Consider the following 14,682-nt stretch of genomic DNA (forward strand, 5'->3'; position numbering starts at 1 on the left):
AAAATAGCTGCTTGAGATCAGGTTATTTAGTATTTTTATCGCTATTTGCAATGATAACGTCGGCGTTATTATTTAGCGCTTGTTGCTCATATAAACGCAGCATGGCTAAACGTGTTTTTAACCCTTCAATGGCCACTTGCTTAAGTATAAGGTTAAAGGTAATTAAAATTGCGAACATAATATGAATAGGGCCATGGGTAAAGCCAGCGTCTATGTCGTAAATAGATAAGCCAAACAAAACAAATAATACCACCATAAGTATTTCAATGAGTTGATTAGAATAAAAGCTCAGACGGCCTTCACTTTTATGATCTTTTTTTATACTAATGGCACAAAAAAATGGAATAACTTTAATTTTAAATACCGCTTTTTTTTCTACGTAGTTTTCGCCAAGCGTATTAAGTTGCTGGCGCAATTGGTCAATCATGGTGTGCCCTTAAGCGCAATAGTTTAAATTAGTTAGGGTAAATGCTCATACCAATAGTAAATATATGGCATACAAACACCACAGAGGTAAGTACAAAACGCATTTTTTGATAATCTTTATGGTAGCTTTGCCATTGCGGTGAGGCTTTTTCAAAAATAAGCACCAACCAAAAGCTTACCGCTAACCATGCAAGCGCCCATTCAACTGGTAAAAATGATAAAAACGGTACAGGTATAACTACAATAACTGCTTTTATAGCATTACTGTAACTTTGCTCACCAGCGCGCCATAAGTTACCCGCCATAAAGGCTAAAATAGCAATGCTGTAAAAAGTAAAAAACTCTAAGTTTACACTGTTACTGCCAAACATTAGTGGCCAACCAACACAGCCTAAAAATGGGAGTAAGCCCAAGTAGCCTAGTTGTATGTGGTTAATAAATTTTTCCATAACAGCACGCCTCGTTTATATGGTGAGTATTTAGCGCGGCTATTGTAACAGTATTACTAATAGCTACCTTAAAAAATTGCGTATAAAAGTAATTTGCCAAGCCACCATCTTAAAAACTGATTGAATCAATCTAAACAATCAATTTTATTTAAATCTTCATTAGCCTTATAGTATTAATCAAGCCAACGCAGAAGGTCGTTTAAAACGATAGCGTTGATTACTTTTTAAATACATTAAACATAAATGAGGAAATACCATGAGCACTTCATTAATCAACACAAAATTACAACCATTCAATGCAACCGCTTACCACAACGGCGACTTTGTAGAATTATCTGAAAAAGACGTACTTGGTAAATGGTCTATTTTCTTCTTTTACCCAGCTGATTTCACTTTTGTATGTCCAACTGAACTTGGCGACATGGCAGATTATTACGCACAATTACAAGAAATGGGCGTAGAAGTTTATTCAGTATCTACCGATACTCATTTTACTCACAAAGCATGGCACGACACGTCAGACACAATAGGTAAAATTACTTACCCTATGATTGGCGACCCAACAGGGCGTATTACACGTAGCTTTGGCGTAATGATCGAAGAAGAAGGCTTAGCACTTCGCGGAACATTTGTAATGAACCCAGAAGGCGAAATTAAAATTATCGAAACTCACGATTTAGGTATTGGCCGTAGCGCTAAAGAACTTGTTCGTAAAGTACAAGCTGCACAATACATTGCAACGCACGACGGTGAAGTTTGCCCTGCATCTTGGCAGCCAGGTGAAGACACACTTGCACCTTCACTAGACCTAGTTGGTAAAATCTAAGTACTCGATTTACCAAGTAAGGGCAGGTAACTGCCCTTAAATCAACGAACATCCGTTTGTTGGTGCCTCCTATATCAATATACTTGTTTAAGCACATGCATTATTTGGCATGGGAGGCTTGCTGTTTAAATTTTCTAAAAGGGTTAAGCCATGTTAGATAACAACATAAAAAATCAATTAAAAAGCCATTTTGAATCGCTTACTCAACCTGTTGAGCTGCTTATCGCCTTGGACGACAGCAAAAAATCAACAGAAGTAGCAAGCTTAGCAAATGATTTAGCCTCACTAAGCGATAAATTTACGGTAATAAACAACCCAGACACAAGCGCGCGTCGTCCGTCAATGGTTGTACATTCACCTATTAAAAACACCCATATTACGTTTGCGGGTGTACCTATGGGCCACGAATTCACTAGTTTAGTGTTAGCGCTATTGCACACTGGCGGACATGCCAGTAAAGCAAAAGCCGAGGACATTGAACAAATAAAGTCGCTCGACCAAGCGCTTAATTTTGAAGTGTATATAAGCTTAAGTTGTCAAACCTGCCCACAAGTAGTGCAGGCTTTAAATACAATGGCAGCAACGAATAATAAAATTAAAGCCACCATGATAGATGGCGCGTTATTTCAAGGCGAAGTAGAAGAGCGCAACATTTTAGCTGTACCGGCTGTTTATTTAAATGGCGAACCATTTAGCCAAGGTGCACTAAGCCTAACCGACATACTCAATAAAGTAGATAGCAAAGGTGCAATGCGCCAAGCTGAGTCGTTAAGTAAAAAAGAAAAGTTTGACGTGTTAGTTATTGGTGGTGGGCCTGCGGGTGCATCGGCTGCTATTTACTCAGCACGAAAAGGGTTAAACACCGGTATTGTTGCAGATAGGTTTGGCGGACAAGTAGCCGATACTTTAGCAATCGAAAACTTTATTTCGATTAAAGCCACCGAAGGGCCAAAACTGGTAGCGCAACTAGAAGAGCACGTAAAAGAATACGATGTAGATGTAATGCATAATCAACGCGCAGCTAGGCTTAGTCGCAATAATAATGGTTACGAAATTACTCTAGAAAACGGCGCGGTACTGAGTGCTAAGTCGCTGGTACTGGCAACAGGTGCACGCTGGCGCGAAATGAACGTGACTGGCGAGCAACAATATCGTGGCCACGGTGTGGCATATTGCCCACATTGCGATGGGCCCTTATTTAAAGGCAAACCAGTTGCGGTAATTGGTGGCGGTAATTCAGGTATAGAAGCCGCGATTGATTTAGCCAATATTGTAGAGCATGTAACGGTACTTGAATTTGCCGATACATTACGTGCCGACGAAGTACTTATTCGCAAAGCTAGCAGTATGGCTAATATTACTATTATTAAAAGTGCACAAACAACCGAAGTACTCGGCGATGGCAAAAAAGTAACCGGTTTAACTTACACCGACCGCGTAAGTGGCGACAGTAAGCAACTCACTCTTGCGGGCATATTTGTACAAATTGGTTTAATACCAAATACAGAATGGCTAAAAGACAGCGAGCTTGAACTGAGCAAATTTGGTGAGATTTTAATTGATGCCAAAGGCGCAACATCACTCCCAGGCGTTTATGGTGCGGGGGATGCAACCAATACGCCATTTAAGCAAATAATAATTGCTATGGGCAGTGGTGCAACAGCCAGTTTAGGTGCGTTTGATTACTTAATTCGCCACAGCGATGAAACAGAGCAAGCTTAATTTAGTTAATCTGCATCAGGTTAGTTAAAAAACGTCTCTTGATATAACAGCAAAAATACACCCATAGCTGTTTGTTCACCCAAGCCGCCCTTCTCCAAAGGCGGCTTTTTTTATATTTAATTTAGGGGTTAAATAAACACTGATTATTTTTGTTTTTTAACATGCAGCGTTTATAAGCTGTATGTTACTTAACCCTGGTAATGCCGACTATTATACACACAGCTCCACCGATCATACCGGCCCATGCTTCTATTGGCGTGTCGCCACTTAGCGCGCGGCTAACTTGTGAGCCAGCTGCTTCATAAACATCATACCCCCAAATAGCCAACGCAACGCCAATAATAATAAGCACAATACCAATCACTTTGTTATTCATAATAGATCCTTACTTTTTAGAGTGTTAGTTAAAAATACTTAGTAAATATACTAGTTAAATAATAGTAAATAAGCTAACGCAATTTATGATTATTTAATAGGTTGAATTTGGTGTGTACTCTGGATTTATATCGCCGCCTACTTCCTCAGGATCTACATCGTTTATGAGAAGTGTTTCGCGCACGGCTTCAATATGATCAAGTACGGTTTGATAACGCTCGCCGTACTCGTATTTAGTCACCTCGATTGCTTTAGGCATGTAGGTAAATGCTATTTTAAGTGCGTGGAGTGCTTCTTGATTTATTTTTTCGTTCATTATTTTCTCTCTTAAATATGTTTTAAACGTAAGCTATGGTTAATAAAATAACACCAAATACAATGCGGTAAATACCAAAACTTACAAAAGTAAAGTTTTCTAAAAAGCGGATAAATAATTTAATTGTAAAATAGGCCACTATAAAAGAGGTAACAAAGCCTACAGCAAGGGCGGTTAAATCGTCAAAAGTAAATAAGTCATAATGCTTTAGCAAATCATACCCAGACGCTGCAGCAAGTACAGGTAAACCAAGTAAAAATGAAAATTCAGCACTGGCTTTGCGGTTTAAGCCACACAACATAGCACCTACAATAGAGCTACCCGCACGGCTTGTACCAGGAATAAGTGCAAATACTTGGGCTATACCAATCCATATTGCTTGCTTATAAGTCACTTGAGTAACATCGGTAGTGGTGCAGTTTTGTTCTTTATAATTGCGCTCTAGCAGTAAAAAAATCACCCCACCAACAATAAACATTACTCCCACAACAGGTACGTTAAATAGTGCTTTTATTACGTCACTAAAAATGAAAGCAATAATGCCTAACGGAATAAATGCGATGGCTACTTTTATCCATAAGTTAAGATGTTTTGGAGTGAACTTATCTTTATAGTTGGCTAGTACCGCTAAAATGGCGGCTAATTGAATAATTACGCCGAATGCTTGATTAGTAGCCGTTGCTTCTATACCCAACCATTGCGCTGCTACAATAATATGCCCGGTTGACGAAATAGGTAAAAACTCAGTAATACCTTCAATAATACCTAAAATAATTGCGTTAAAAATGTCCACGTTCAATGTGTTCCTAAATACTTAATAAAAAATACAATGGGAGTTGCTAATGCTCATAATATTTCATGAGAAACAATACATAACTCACTTATCAAAATTCCGCCATAGGATAAGAGCTTATTAACAATATCTAAAGTGTTTTAATGTTTATTTAAAATAAAGGGCAGTAATTTTAAATAATACAAAGTTAGTTTTGAATTAAGCTAAAAATGCTTTTGCGGCGTCTACACCCATTTGGTAGCCAGTGTTAAGGGTTGCAAGCTTTTTAGTGGTACGGCCCACTTTAAAATTAACTGGTGGCGCTATAATATTTACCCGGCAATCAGCGGGTGGGTTATTAATAAAATCAATACTGTGGTTATAAACATCGGCTCTGGTGAGGGTTGTGTTAATAAGTGCCGGGTAGTTTTTATATATTTGTTTAGTTAACCATGGTGCTTTACTTGGCCTTTTACGATAACCCAAAGGCTGAGATAAAATAACGGTTATTTCACGTGCACCCATTTCATACGCTTTTATAACGGGAATAGAGTCGGCTACGCCGCCATCGGTCATGGCTATATTATTAATTATTGGATAGTCGCGATACGCAATAGGAATAGCACAAGACGCTTTTAATTGCTCGACCATATCGGTGCTGGTGGCTTTTAAGTAATGGGCTTTACCCGATTCGATAGCCGTAGTAACAATATAAAAGTCTGCCGGGTTTTGCGCAAACACTTCGGTGTTTAGCCGTATTTCACGAATGGTTTCTTGCCATAGCCAGTCTAAATCAAATAAATGGCCACCCTTTATAAAGCGCGCAAGATTAATAAACTCAGGACGACATGAATAGTCGGTGATCACTTTGTAATTGCGCATTGGTTGCTTGCATAAATAGGCGGCTACATTTGTAGCCCCTGCAGATACGCCAAAATAACGTGCAAATGGTTGATAGTTTTGTTTTAAAAACTCATCAAGTACACCGGCTGCAAAAATACCGCGCATTGCACCCCCTTCAACAACCAAAGTGTGTTTATGTTGATTTGTCATAACGATATATTCCTTACATCATTTTTTAATGCTATCAACTTAGTTAGCAAAGTGCGAGGGAGGAGGTAGGCGATTATTTATTATAAATACTCAACAAAATAAATGGGCAGTGTTTAATTGCCCGTTTATTGTTATTTTAACTGTTTAGAAAAATATAATTGCTGTAGGTTTTTAAATGCTTTGAACCCACATTACACCAACTTCTTTTTTAGTTACTTTAACTTGCGTACCGGCGCTAATGGGCTGTTTGCTTTTAAGTTGCCAGCTAATGCCAGAATACTGATGAGTACTTAACCCTTCAATAGTCACATCTTGGTTAAGTACAAAAGTCAGCTCTGCAAAGTCGCTATTAACTGGTTTACGCTCAACATTATTTTGCATCCGCTTTAGGGGCTTCCAAAGCAATATAGAAATTGCAGCTGTTATTAGAGTATTACTCCAAAGCGCAGTGGTCATAGAGTCGGCTAATATTCCCATACTCATGAGCAGCCCGGTTATAAATAACGATAAGCCAAAAAATAACAATATAAAGGTAGAGAGCCCCAATACGGCTACTTCTATGATCAGCGCAAGAACCCCAAGTACCATTAAGGTTTGTGGTAAATTTTGGGTAATAAATTCCATACCGACTCCTTTATTTAGTTATTAGCCTTGATGCTTTTTATTTAAGCTATTAATAATGGCCATACCTTGTGCAACCATTGAGCTTGCATCGGTGGCATTATCAGGAAGCAATACAATTGATGACTCTCTGGCAATGGCTTCTTTTGCAGCTATTGCTTTAGTTGCTAAATCAAGCTGAATTGCTTTTTGACCTTGCTCTGTATCGGCAGCTTCACCCACTTTACGCAGGGCTTCGGCTTGTGCTTCGGCAACTGCAATAATTGCTTTTGCTTCACCTTCTGCGCGTAAAATTTGTTCTGCCTTTTCACCTTCAGCACCTAATACCTGTGCTTGTTTACGCCCTTCGGCCACATTGATATTGGCTTGACGGTCACCTTCAGATTCAAGTATTTGTGCGCGTTTAACTCGCTCTGCTTTCATCTGTGCTTCCATCGCTTCCATTACAGATTGTGGTGGCACAATATCTTTTATTTCGTAACGTAATACTTGAATGCCCCAAGGCTCTGCCGCTTGGTTGATAGAAGTTACAATATTAGTGTTCAGTACGTCACGCTCTTCAAAAGTTTTATCTAATTCCATTTTACCAAGCTCAGAACGCATGGTTGTTTGCGAAAGCTGAGTTACAGCAAATATGTAATCATCAACGCCGTAGGTTGCTTTATATGGGTCAAGCACACGGAAATACAAAACACCATCTACAGTAAGCGAAATATTATCTTTAGTGATTGCCGACTGTGAAGGCACGTCTTGTGCTTGTTCTTTTAAACTGCGATCTGCAGCAATACGATCAATAAATGGGATGATAAAGTTTAGACCTGCTTCTTTAGTTGATTGATACTTACCAAAGCGTTCTATTAACCAAGCGCGGTTTTGTGGTACAAATTTGACACTACTTTTTAGCAGTACTAAAACAAAAATGAGTAAAAATGCTTCAACGGTAAATATTGTATTGAGCACTTGTGCAATCGGGTCCATGTAAATATTCCTTCTAATAATAAAGAGTTAACAAGTTGAATTGTTAGTGTTGTTTATAATTTCAACGTTGCTAGAGTAACATTACTGATGTGGTTTCACTATAAAATAGTCAGGGTCTGTTGATCTTTCAAGGTTAAATTTACAGCAGTGTGTTTGGTATTTAGGCAAGGCAGAGCCTATGTGGTGTGGTTATTCCCCATAAATAGGCGATAACGTAGCATCAATGCCAAACATGCGCTGCCCGAAGGGTTCTGCCTAGGGGCGATTGACTCTTTGTTACTCGGTTTTCACTTAGCCCACTAGGTTACAAACCTCGCGCCGTGATTAAATCGCCCCTAGTTTGAACAAATTTTAATCCGCAAGGGTCAACAGATGTATGGACTCCCACTTCCATCAGAAGTAACGTAATAAGTGTTCAAACTTTTACTAAGGAGCCCATACATGTTGAATTGTAATGTGATAGCGATTGATTTAGCAAAAAATTTATTTCAAGTTTGCAAAACGCAAAGCAATGGCAAAGTTATTTATAACAAAACAATAAGCAGAGCCAAGCTTAAAGAGTTATTAATTAAAGAACAGCAATCTTTAGTTGCTATGGAATCATGTGGTGGAACGCATTATTGGGCGCAATTTGCTAAACAGGCAGGGCACCAGATCAAAGCGATCAACGCGCGACAGGTAAAAGCGTTTCGTCAAGGGCAGAAAACCGATGCAAATGATGCGCTGGCTATTTCAGTTGCAGCGAGACAGCCTCATATAAAAGGAAGTCGTTTACTTTCAGTGCAAGAGCAATGCTTACAAGGCATTGAATGTATGCGTGATTTATTAGTCAAACAAAAAGTCAGCTTAGGTAATCAACTAAGAGCTTTATTGTTAGAGTTTGGTTATCCAATTGCTCAAGGGGATACGAAGTTGACCCAAGCGATACCTGAGATATTAGAAGATGCTGAAAACAGCCTAACAGGCGCTTTTCGCTTCACAATTAACCGAGTTTATCAGCGTTTTACTGAGGCGGTCGAAGAGGTGAAGCTGATTGAAAAGCAATTGCATGAAGTAATTAAAGAAGATCAAACCTGTATACGCTTGCAAGCATTAGAAGGCGTGGGACCGGTCTGTGCAATACTGATTAAAATAGCACTAGGTAATACAACCCATTTTAAAAATGGTCGAGAAGCTGCGGCCTGCTTTGGTCTAACACCAGTACAGCATAGTAGCGGGGGAAAACAAAAGATAGGCTCGATATCTAAAGTAATAGGAAATAAGAAGCTGCGTAGTGCTTTGTATAAAGGCGCATTAGCTGTTGTTTCACAACTAGAAAAAAGAGAAGTTCGTAGCCAAAAAGATATATGGTTAAAAGAATTAAGTGTACGTCGAGGCAAAAAAGTAGCCGCAATAGCGTTAGCAAATAAAACAATCAGAACGGCTTTTGCAATGCAAAAGCATAACAAAGATTATCAGCCACAATTACTTGTGGCTTAAAAACTTGTCAGAAAGATCGATTGAAATAGGTAAGACCGACCTTCAATAGACTGTTAGGGTCTGAAGTTTGAAAAACTGCTCAACAGAAAAGTCATGAAGGTGCGAATACATTTGAGGCCAGGGGTAGCTCCTCAATTTGAGCCCGTATATAAGCTAGCATCTAATTTATTTCAATTTTATTTTTGACATTAATAGGGAGTCCATATAAGACCCTAGTAAGGTGATATTCAATTACTTTCAAAAAACTGACAAATTTTATTACGGCCCGTTTCTTTAGCTTCATATAAGGCTGCATCAGCATTATTAATAATTGTTTCGGGGCGGGTGTTTTTAGTTGGATATGTACTATAAAAGCCCACGCTAAGTGTGAGTGTTTTTGCAACACTAGAGTCGCTATGTACTATGTTTAGCAGCGCTATTTTTTGTTGTAATAATAATGCAAATTGATGGCACTCTGCTGCGTTAAGCGAAGGCAAAATAATTGCAAATTCCTCCCCACCATAACGCGCAGCTAAATCACCTTCGCGCCTGCAAAGTTTATTTAGTGTTTTAGCAACTTGCTTAAGTGCGTCATCGCCTTTTTGGTGGCCATAATTGTCGTTATAGCGTTTAAAAAAGTCTATATCGCACATAATTAAGCTAAGTGAATGCTTATTACGAGCACAACGTTGTATTTCACTTTTAAGTGTTTCATCAAAACAGCGGCGATTGGCAATATTAGTTAAACCATCGGTATTAACTAATAAACTTAATTTTTGATTAGCAGTAATAAGTTGTTGCTGGGCTAGTTGCAGCTTTTTTTTGTAATCTATATTTTTTAATGCGTTGGCAATTATTTCGCCCACTAATTTTATTCTGATCAGATCAATGTGTGTCCATGCGCGCTTAAAATTAACACAGTCACAGCCTATAAAACCAATAAGCTCTTTATCAAAAAGGAGCCCTATGCATAAAACAGATTGTATTTTTTGTATCTGAAACTCAACTTTTTCAGCGTTTGCTGCTTGAGGTAATTTTAAAACATCGTTTACCTGAAACAAATGCGTAGCGTTCATTACTTCAAAAAAGTAGGGTAGCTCGGTTTTTGGCACATTTTGTAATCTTTGTTTGAAAGCTTCAATGCCTTCATTCACCCATTCGTGGGTGTTAGTAATGGTTTCGTTGTCGGTATTAAATTCAAATAAATAACTACGATCGGCAGCAAATGCAGTGCCAATGGCTTTTAACGCAAAATTAATATGCAAATCTATATCATCATTTTGTATGTCGATTAAGTCTGTTGATATTTCAGAAATAACTCGATCAAAATTATAGAGCTCAATTACATCGCTTTTTAAAGGCTCTAAACACAACATAGAAACAGAATCAGATAATTGGGTAAGGGCGATATTTAACGGTATGCTTTGTTGTTGTTTTTTTAGCTGTATATTAGTGCTAGTTTTTGAATCGAATAATGACTCAATAGCAATATGTTTATTATTATGCACGCTCAGGAGGGTGACAGCATTAAATGCAGTGCTATCTAAATTGTCGCAATGCTTTAAATCAAATAAAATTTGCGCCGCAGTATTAACACAATAAGTATTATTTTTATTGTCGTATAATAAAATAGCTAAACTGAGTTTATTTAAAACCTGCCACAATTTTAGTATTGAGTCATCACTCACTTGTTTCTCCAAGCTAAACATTAAACGTTATTATTTTTATAATATATTGTTATTTTTATACCTTTTTAAATACTTTTAGTACAGAAGTTTCTATTTTCCCAATTTTTTAGTGCGTTTATTAGGTTTACGTATTATAATTGATACTGTATATCATTACGTATTCCCCGTTGAGCTTTTTCGAAGCTTACTTTGTTTTAAGTATAGGTACTTAAGTATTTCATGACCGAAATAACGACACATAAAGCTTCCCGTCGCCGTTTATTAATTGCTTTGGCGATCACCTGCTCTTTTATGGTTATTCAATTAATAGGCGCATATTACGCCAACTCACTAGCAGTATTAGCCGATGCAGGGCACTTGTTTGTTCATAACAGCTCTTTATTTATTGCTTTAATTGCCTCGAGCTTGGCGATTCACTTTGCTAAAACCTATAACGATGGCTATCAGCGTGCTGAGTTAGTAGGAGGCCTTATAAATGGCTTTTTATATTTAGCAATTAGCTTGGTTATATTGTATGAAGGTGGCGAGCGTTTTATGCACCATCATGAAGGCAACGAACTTGAAATAAATAGCTTTTTAATGTCGGCCATTGCCGCGCTTGGTTTTTTGTTTCATGGTGCCGCTGCTTGGGTGTTATATAAAGGCCGTAAAGCGAGTATTAATGTATATGCGGTGTTTTTACACTCGTTTTTTGACATTATATCTACTATTTCTACTTTTATAGCCGGAGTGTTAATTTACCTGACTGGTTGGGATATTATCGATATTTTATCGAGCATGTTAATTGCTTCATTCGTTTTATTCACCGGTATTAAGGTTATTATAAGTTGCGTTAAAGGGCTGTACATAAATAAAGATAAACTCCCTAAAGTAGCTAAAGTTGAGCAAGCAATTACCACAATTCAGCATGTAAAAAATGTGCATAATGTAACTGTAGTACGAAAAGATAAAACGGTAATAGTGGGTGCGCATATAGTGCTAAAAAAACACTGCACCATTGAAAAACACGATAAAGCATGTCGCTTAAAGGTCGAAAACCTGTTGCGTTCAAAATTTAATGTAACAAATAGTGTGTTACAAATTGAAAGTAGTTGCAGTAGTGTTAATTAAACTTGGCAAATTGCAGCATATGGCTTAGTTTAAGCTATATGTAAATAATAGCTGTTGTAGGAACAAATTGAATCAACAGCAATTTATTGGAATCTAATTATGCCTTTACTAGCAAGTAAGCATCACTACTTTAACTTTATTGTGTCGTGTTTATTTGGTATTACCGCTGCTTTTGTAAATACCCTACCAATCTTATTTATTAATAGTTCTGAGTTTTTATTAGGGCAATTTTTTGTTCTTTTAAGCTTATTATTATTTGGCTGGCGCTATTCGTTAGTTGTGTTTACTTTAAGCACCCTAGGCATATTTTATCGTTGGGGGCATGCTTGGCCTTCAATCGTTTTTGGTTTAGAAATACTATGGGTGTACTTTTTTTGTCTGCGCTATTCTAGGCCTTTATTTTTTAGAGGAATGTTGTTTTGGCTTGTAGTAGCAATGCCATTACTGTGGGGGTTTGGGCATTACTTTCTTAATATTAGCTTTTTACCTTTGGTTACTGCGCTTGCTAAATATTGTTTAAATGCCGCCATTTATTTATGCGTAATTGATTTATTTAGTTTCTTTTTTAATCGCCATTCTTGGTCTCGCCATTATGGTTCTTTGTATAAAATCCTTAATTATATTGTAACTTTGCTCGTTATTTTAGTGGTAGTGCTTACTTCAATTGTGCTTATTAATAACCATTACTCTAGGGTTGAATACGAAATAAACGCACAACTAAACGAAAAGTCCCAACAAATAGCGCAAAGCCTAGATTTATATTTAGAAAACCATCGCAAAGCAGTAATACTGACCGCACAAAATATTAGCGTAGGGCATAGCCCACAAAGTGCTATTGAGCTTTTAGGGAAGTTATATCCTGGGTTTATAACTGCTATAAGTACCGATGAACTTGCCAACGTAAATTACTTTTATCCCACAACGTCAAAAACACAGCAGTTAAAAGGTAAGGCTGTTGCTAATGTTGCTGATCGCGATTATTTTTACCAAGCAATTGATTCTCAAAATGGATTTATTTCTGGTATTTTTAAAGGAAGAGGGTTTGGACAGCAATCAATAGTGGCAATATCGGCCCCTGTTTATAATAACCAGCAATTTAAGGGGATAGTAGAAGGCTCATTGTTATTTGAAAACTTTAGTGATTTACAACCTACCTTATTTAAGCGCCAAGCCGACTTAATTATATTAGATAAAAGCAATCAGGTTGTATTTTCAACCTTAAATGACTTTAAGCAGATGCAAACCCTTAGCAAACAAGATGTAGTTGCGCTGCAAAGTCTTAAACAAACAAGCGCATTTACAGCAACAAACGCGCAGCAATATTACTCAAAAGACACTACATCGGCATTAAATCATTGGCGTATTTTCACATTAATGAATAAAAAGTATGCCAATAATGTTGCAGCCCAAGCGTGGGGGCAATCTCTGGTGTTGATCTTATTTATAATTGTACTAACCAGTGTTTTTATTACGCAGCTAAGTAAGTGGTTAGTAACGCCGATAATAAAGTTAACCGAGCAAATAGATAACTTCGAAACCGATGAACAAACAGTAGGGTTAGTTTCGCATACTAATACCTGGTACGAGGTTGAAAAGTTACAACAACAGTTTGCAAGTTTAGCCCTTAAGATGACTAATAACTTTAATAAGTTACGCACCGCAAACAGTAAAAATGAAGCGTTGAATAATCAGCTTAAAAACTTTAATTTAAAGCTTGAGCAACAAGTTAAAGATAAAACAGAAGAGCTAATTAAAGCTGTAGGGGTTGCTAATAAAGCAAATAAAACTAAGTCATTATTTTTGGCCAATATGAGCCACGAAATTCGCACTCCGCTTAATGGTATTTTGGGCATGACTCAGTTGCTAATAAAAAATTCTAAAATTGCTGCCGATGAACAAAATGAGCTGCAAATGATCCAACAAAGTGCCCATAACTTACTGCTTATTTTAAATGAGATACTCGACTTTTCTAAAATAGAAGCTAATGCGTTAAAGTTAGATGTGCAACCAACTGAAATTAAAAAACTAATACGCCAATTAGCCACTGTTTTTGATAACTCGGGATTAAGCGCTAACGTTACATTTAAGCTAACTATTGCTCCAGAATTACCGCCATTTATAGCGTTAGACTCACTACGCTTTTCTCAAGTTATCAACAATATACTCAGTAATGCGGGTAAATTTACTGACACTGGTTTAATTACTATGGATTGCTTTGTAGAGAATGATTGTTTGTTCATTAAAATTACCGATACTGGTATTGGTATTTCTGCGCTGCAACAACAAAATTTATTTATAGAATTTACACAAGCTGATGTTTCCACTACCCGAAAATATGGCGGCACTGGGCTTGGGCTAACAATTAGTAAACGATTAATTGAGCTGATGGGCGGCTCGCTTACCCTGCGCAGTGAAGAAGGGGTAGGAAGCTGTTTTAAAATAAAAATCCCACTCATTCTAAGCCAGGCTCCAGTTAAGGAGATAGCCGACAGTTCTGTTCCTGATTTAGCGGCAAAACGTATTTTAATCGTAGAGGATAATCCAATTAATCAAATAGTAATCACCAAAATGATGATTGCAACGGGATGCGAGATAAAAACGGCAAACGATGGACTTGAAGCGTTACATTGCTTAGAAAGCTACCCCGCAGATTTGATTTTAATGGATTGCCAAATGCCCAATATGGATGGCTACCAATGCACACAAAAAATACGCCAAATGCCAAATGATTGTAAAAACGTATTAATTTTAGCTATTACTGCCAATGCGTTTGCCGAAGATAAAGAAAAATGCTTAAACGCCGGTATGAATGACTTTATAGCCAAACCCATCAATAAAAATGAGTTGTATCAGTGTATTAATAACTTATTTAAGCCTAGTTGAACAAT

Annotated in this window: 14 protein-coding genes; 5 read left to right on the plus strand and 9 right to left on the minus strand. The window is 37.5% G+C overall.

The features are described from left to right. Nucleotides 1-22 precede the first annotated feature (22 nt). Both AAEZ22_RS02520 and AAEZ22_RS02525 read right to left on the minus strand, forming a co-directional pair. Nucleotides 23-427, minus strand: a complete 405-nt coding sequence (locus AAEZ22_RS02520) for a hypothetical protein (protein ID WP_011329893.1) — start codon at nt 425-427, stop codon at nt 23-25. Between the two features lie 28 nt (nt 428-455). Then, nucleotides 456-875 carry a DUF3429 domain-containing protein gene (locus AAEZ22_RS02525; RefSeq protein WP_011329894.1) on the minus strand — a complete coding sequence of 140 codons (420 nt, stop codon included), beginning with the start codon at nt 873-875 and terminating at the stop codon, nt 456-458. Nucleotides 876-1,131: 256 nt separating this feature from the next. Between AAEZ22_RS02525 and ahpC the strand changes: the two genes are divergently transcribed. Then, nucleotides 1,132-1,701 (plus strand): alkyl hydroperoxide reductase subunit C, encoded by a 570-nt coding sequence (gene ahpC / locus AAEZ22_RS02530; protein ID WP_011329895.1) that lies wholly within the window; start codon nt 1,132-1,134, stop codon nt 1,699-1,701. A 150-nt stretch (nt 1,702-1,851) separates the two neighbouring features. Continuing rightward, nucleotides 1,852-3,423, plus strand: coding sequence for an alkyl hydroperoxide reductase subunit F (ahpF, locus tag AAEZ22_RS02535; protein WP_089369179.1), 1,572 nt, complete (start codon nt 1,852-1,854; stop codon nt 3,421-3,423). Nucleotides 3,424-3,607: 184 nt separating this feature from the next. Here ahpF and AAEZ22_RS02540 read toward each other — a convergent pair whose 3' ends face one another. The 6 genes from AAEZ22_RS02540 to AAEZ22_RS02565 form a co-directional block, all read right to left on the minus strand. Continuing rightward, nucleotides 3,608-3,799, minus strand: a complete 192-nt coding sequence (locus tag AAEZ22_RS02540) for a DUF3185 family protein (RefSeq protein ID WP_011329897.1) — start codon at nt 3,797-3,799, stop codon at nt 3,608-3,610. Nucleotides 3,800-3,892: 93 nt separating this feature from the next. Beyond that, nucleotides 3,893-4,114: a hypothetical protein gene (locus AAEZ22_RS02545; protein ID WP_011329898.1), complete on the minus strand. Its 222-nt coding sequence runs from the start codon at nt 4,112-4,114 to the stop codon at nt 3,893-3,895. Between the two features lie 22 nt (nt 4,115-4,136). Next, nucleotides 4,137-4,907: an undecaprenyl-diphosphate phosphatase gene (locus AAEZ22_RS02550; protein ID WP_011329899.1), complete on the minus strand. Its 771-nt coding sequence runs from the start codon at nt 4,905-4,907 to the stop codon at nt 4,137-4,139. A 198-nt stretch (nt 4,908-5,105) separates the two neighbouring features. Beyond that, on the minus strand, nt 5,106-5,939 hold the full coding sequence (locus AAEZ22_RS02555; RefSeq protein WP_179807811.1) for a patatin-like phospholipase family protein: 834 nt from the start codon (nt 5,937-5,939) through the stop codon (nt 5,106-5,108). Between the two features lie 171 nt (nt 5,940-6,110). After that, nucleotides 6,111-6,563, minus strand: a complete 453-nt coding sequence (locus tag AAEZ22_RS02560; protein WP_011329901.1) for an NfeD family protein — start codon at nt 6,561-6,563, stop codon at nt 6,111-6,113. A 21-nt stretch (nt 6,564-6,584) separates the two neighbouring features. Continuing rightward, nucleotides 6,585-7,538, minus strand: coding sequence for an SPFH domain-containing protein (locus AAEZ22_RS02565; protein ID WP_011329902.1), 954 nt, complete (start codon nt 7,536-7,538; stop codon nt 6,585-6,587). 441 nt (nt 7,539-7,979) lie between these two features. On the opposite strand from AAEZ22_RS02565, the gene AAEZ22_RS02570 reads away from it, so the two are divergent. Next, complete coding sequence (locus tag AAEZ22_RS02570) at nt 7,980-9,017, plus strand: IS110 family RNA-guided transposase (RefSeq protein WP_096317089.1); 1,038 nt, start codon at nt 7,980-7,982, stop codon at nt 9,015-9,017. A 227-nt stretch (nt 9,018-9,244) separates the two neighbouring features. Here the strand turns inward: AAEZ22_RS02570 and AAEZ22_RS02575 are convergent, their stop codons facing one another. Beyond that, on the minus strand, nt 9,245-10,684 hold the full coding sequence (locus tag AAEZ22_RS02575) for a sensor domain-containing diguanylate cyclase (RefSeq protein WP_089369181.1): 1,440 nt from the start codon (nt 10,682-10,684) through the stop codon (nt 9,245-9,247). A gap of 219 nt (nt 10,685-10,903) precedes the next feature. Between AAEZ22_RS02575 and AAEZ22_RS02580 the strand changes: the two genes are divergently transcribed. Together AAEZ22_RS02580 and AAEZ22_RS02585 are read left to right on the plus strand one after the other, a co-directional pair. Continuing rightward, the gene (locus AAEZ22_RS02580) at nt 10,904-11,794 is read left to right on the plus strand and encodes a cation diffusion facilitator family transporter (protein WP_011329904.1); all 891 of its coding nucleotides are present in this window, start codon (nt 10,904-10,906) and stop codon (nt 11,792-11,794) included. Nucleotides 11,795-11,893: 99 nt separating this feature from the next. Further along, a complete protein-coding gene (locus AAEZ22_RS02585) occupies nt 11,894-14,677 on the plus strand; it encodes a response regulator (protein ID WP_089369182.1) in 2,784 nt (927 codons plus the stop codon). Nucleotides 14,678-14,682: the final 5 nt, after the last annotated feature.

It is taken from the genome of Pseudoalteromonas sp. 20-MNA-CIBAN-0454 (genome assembly GCF_040308685.1).
Classification (GTDB): Bacteria; Pseudomonadota; Gammaproteobacteria; order Enterobacterales; family Alteromonadaceae; genus Pseudoalteromonas; species Pseudoalteromonas nigrifaciens.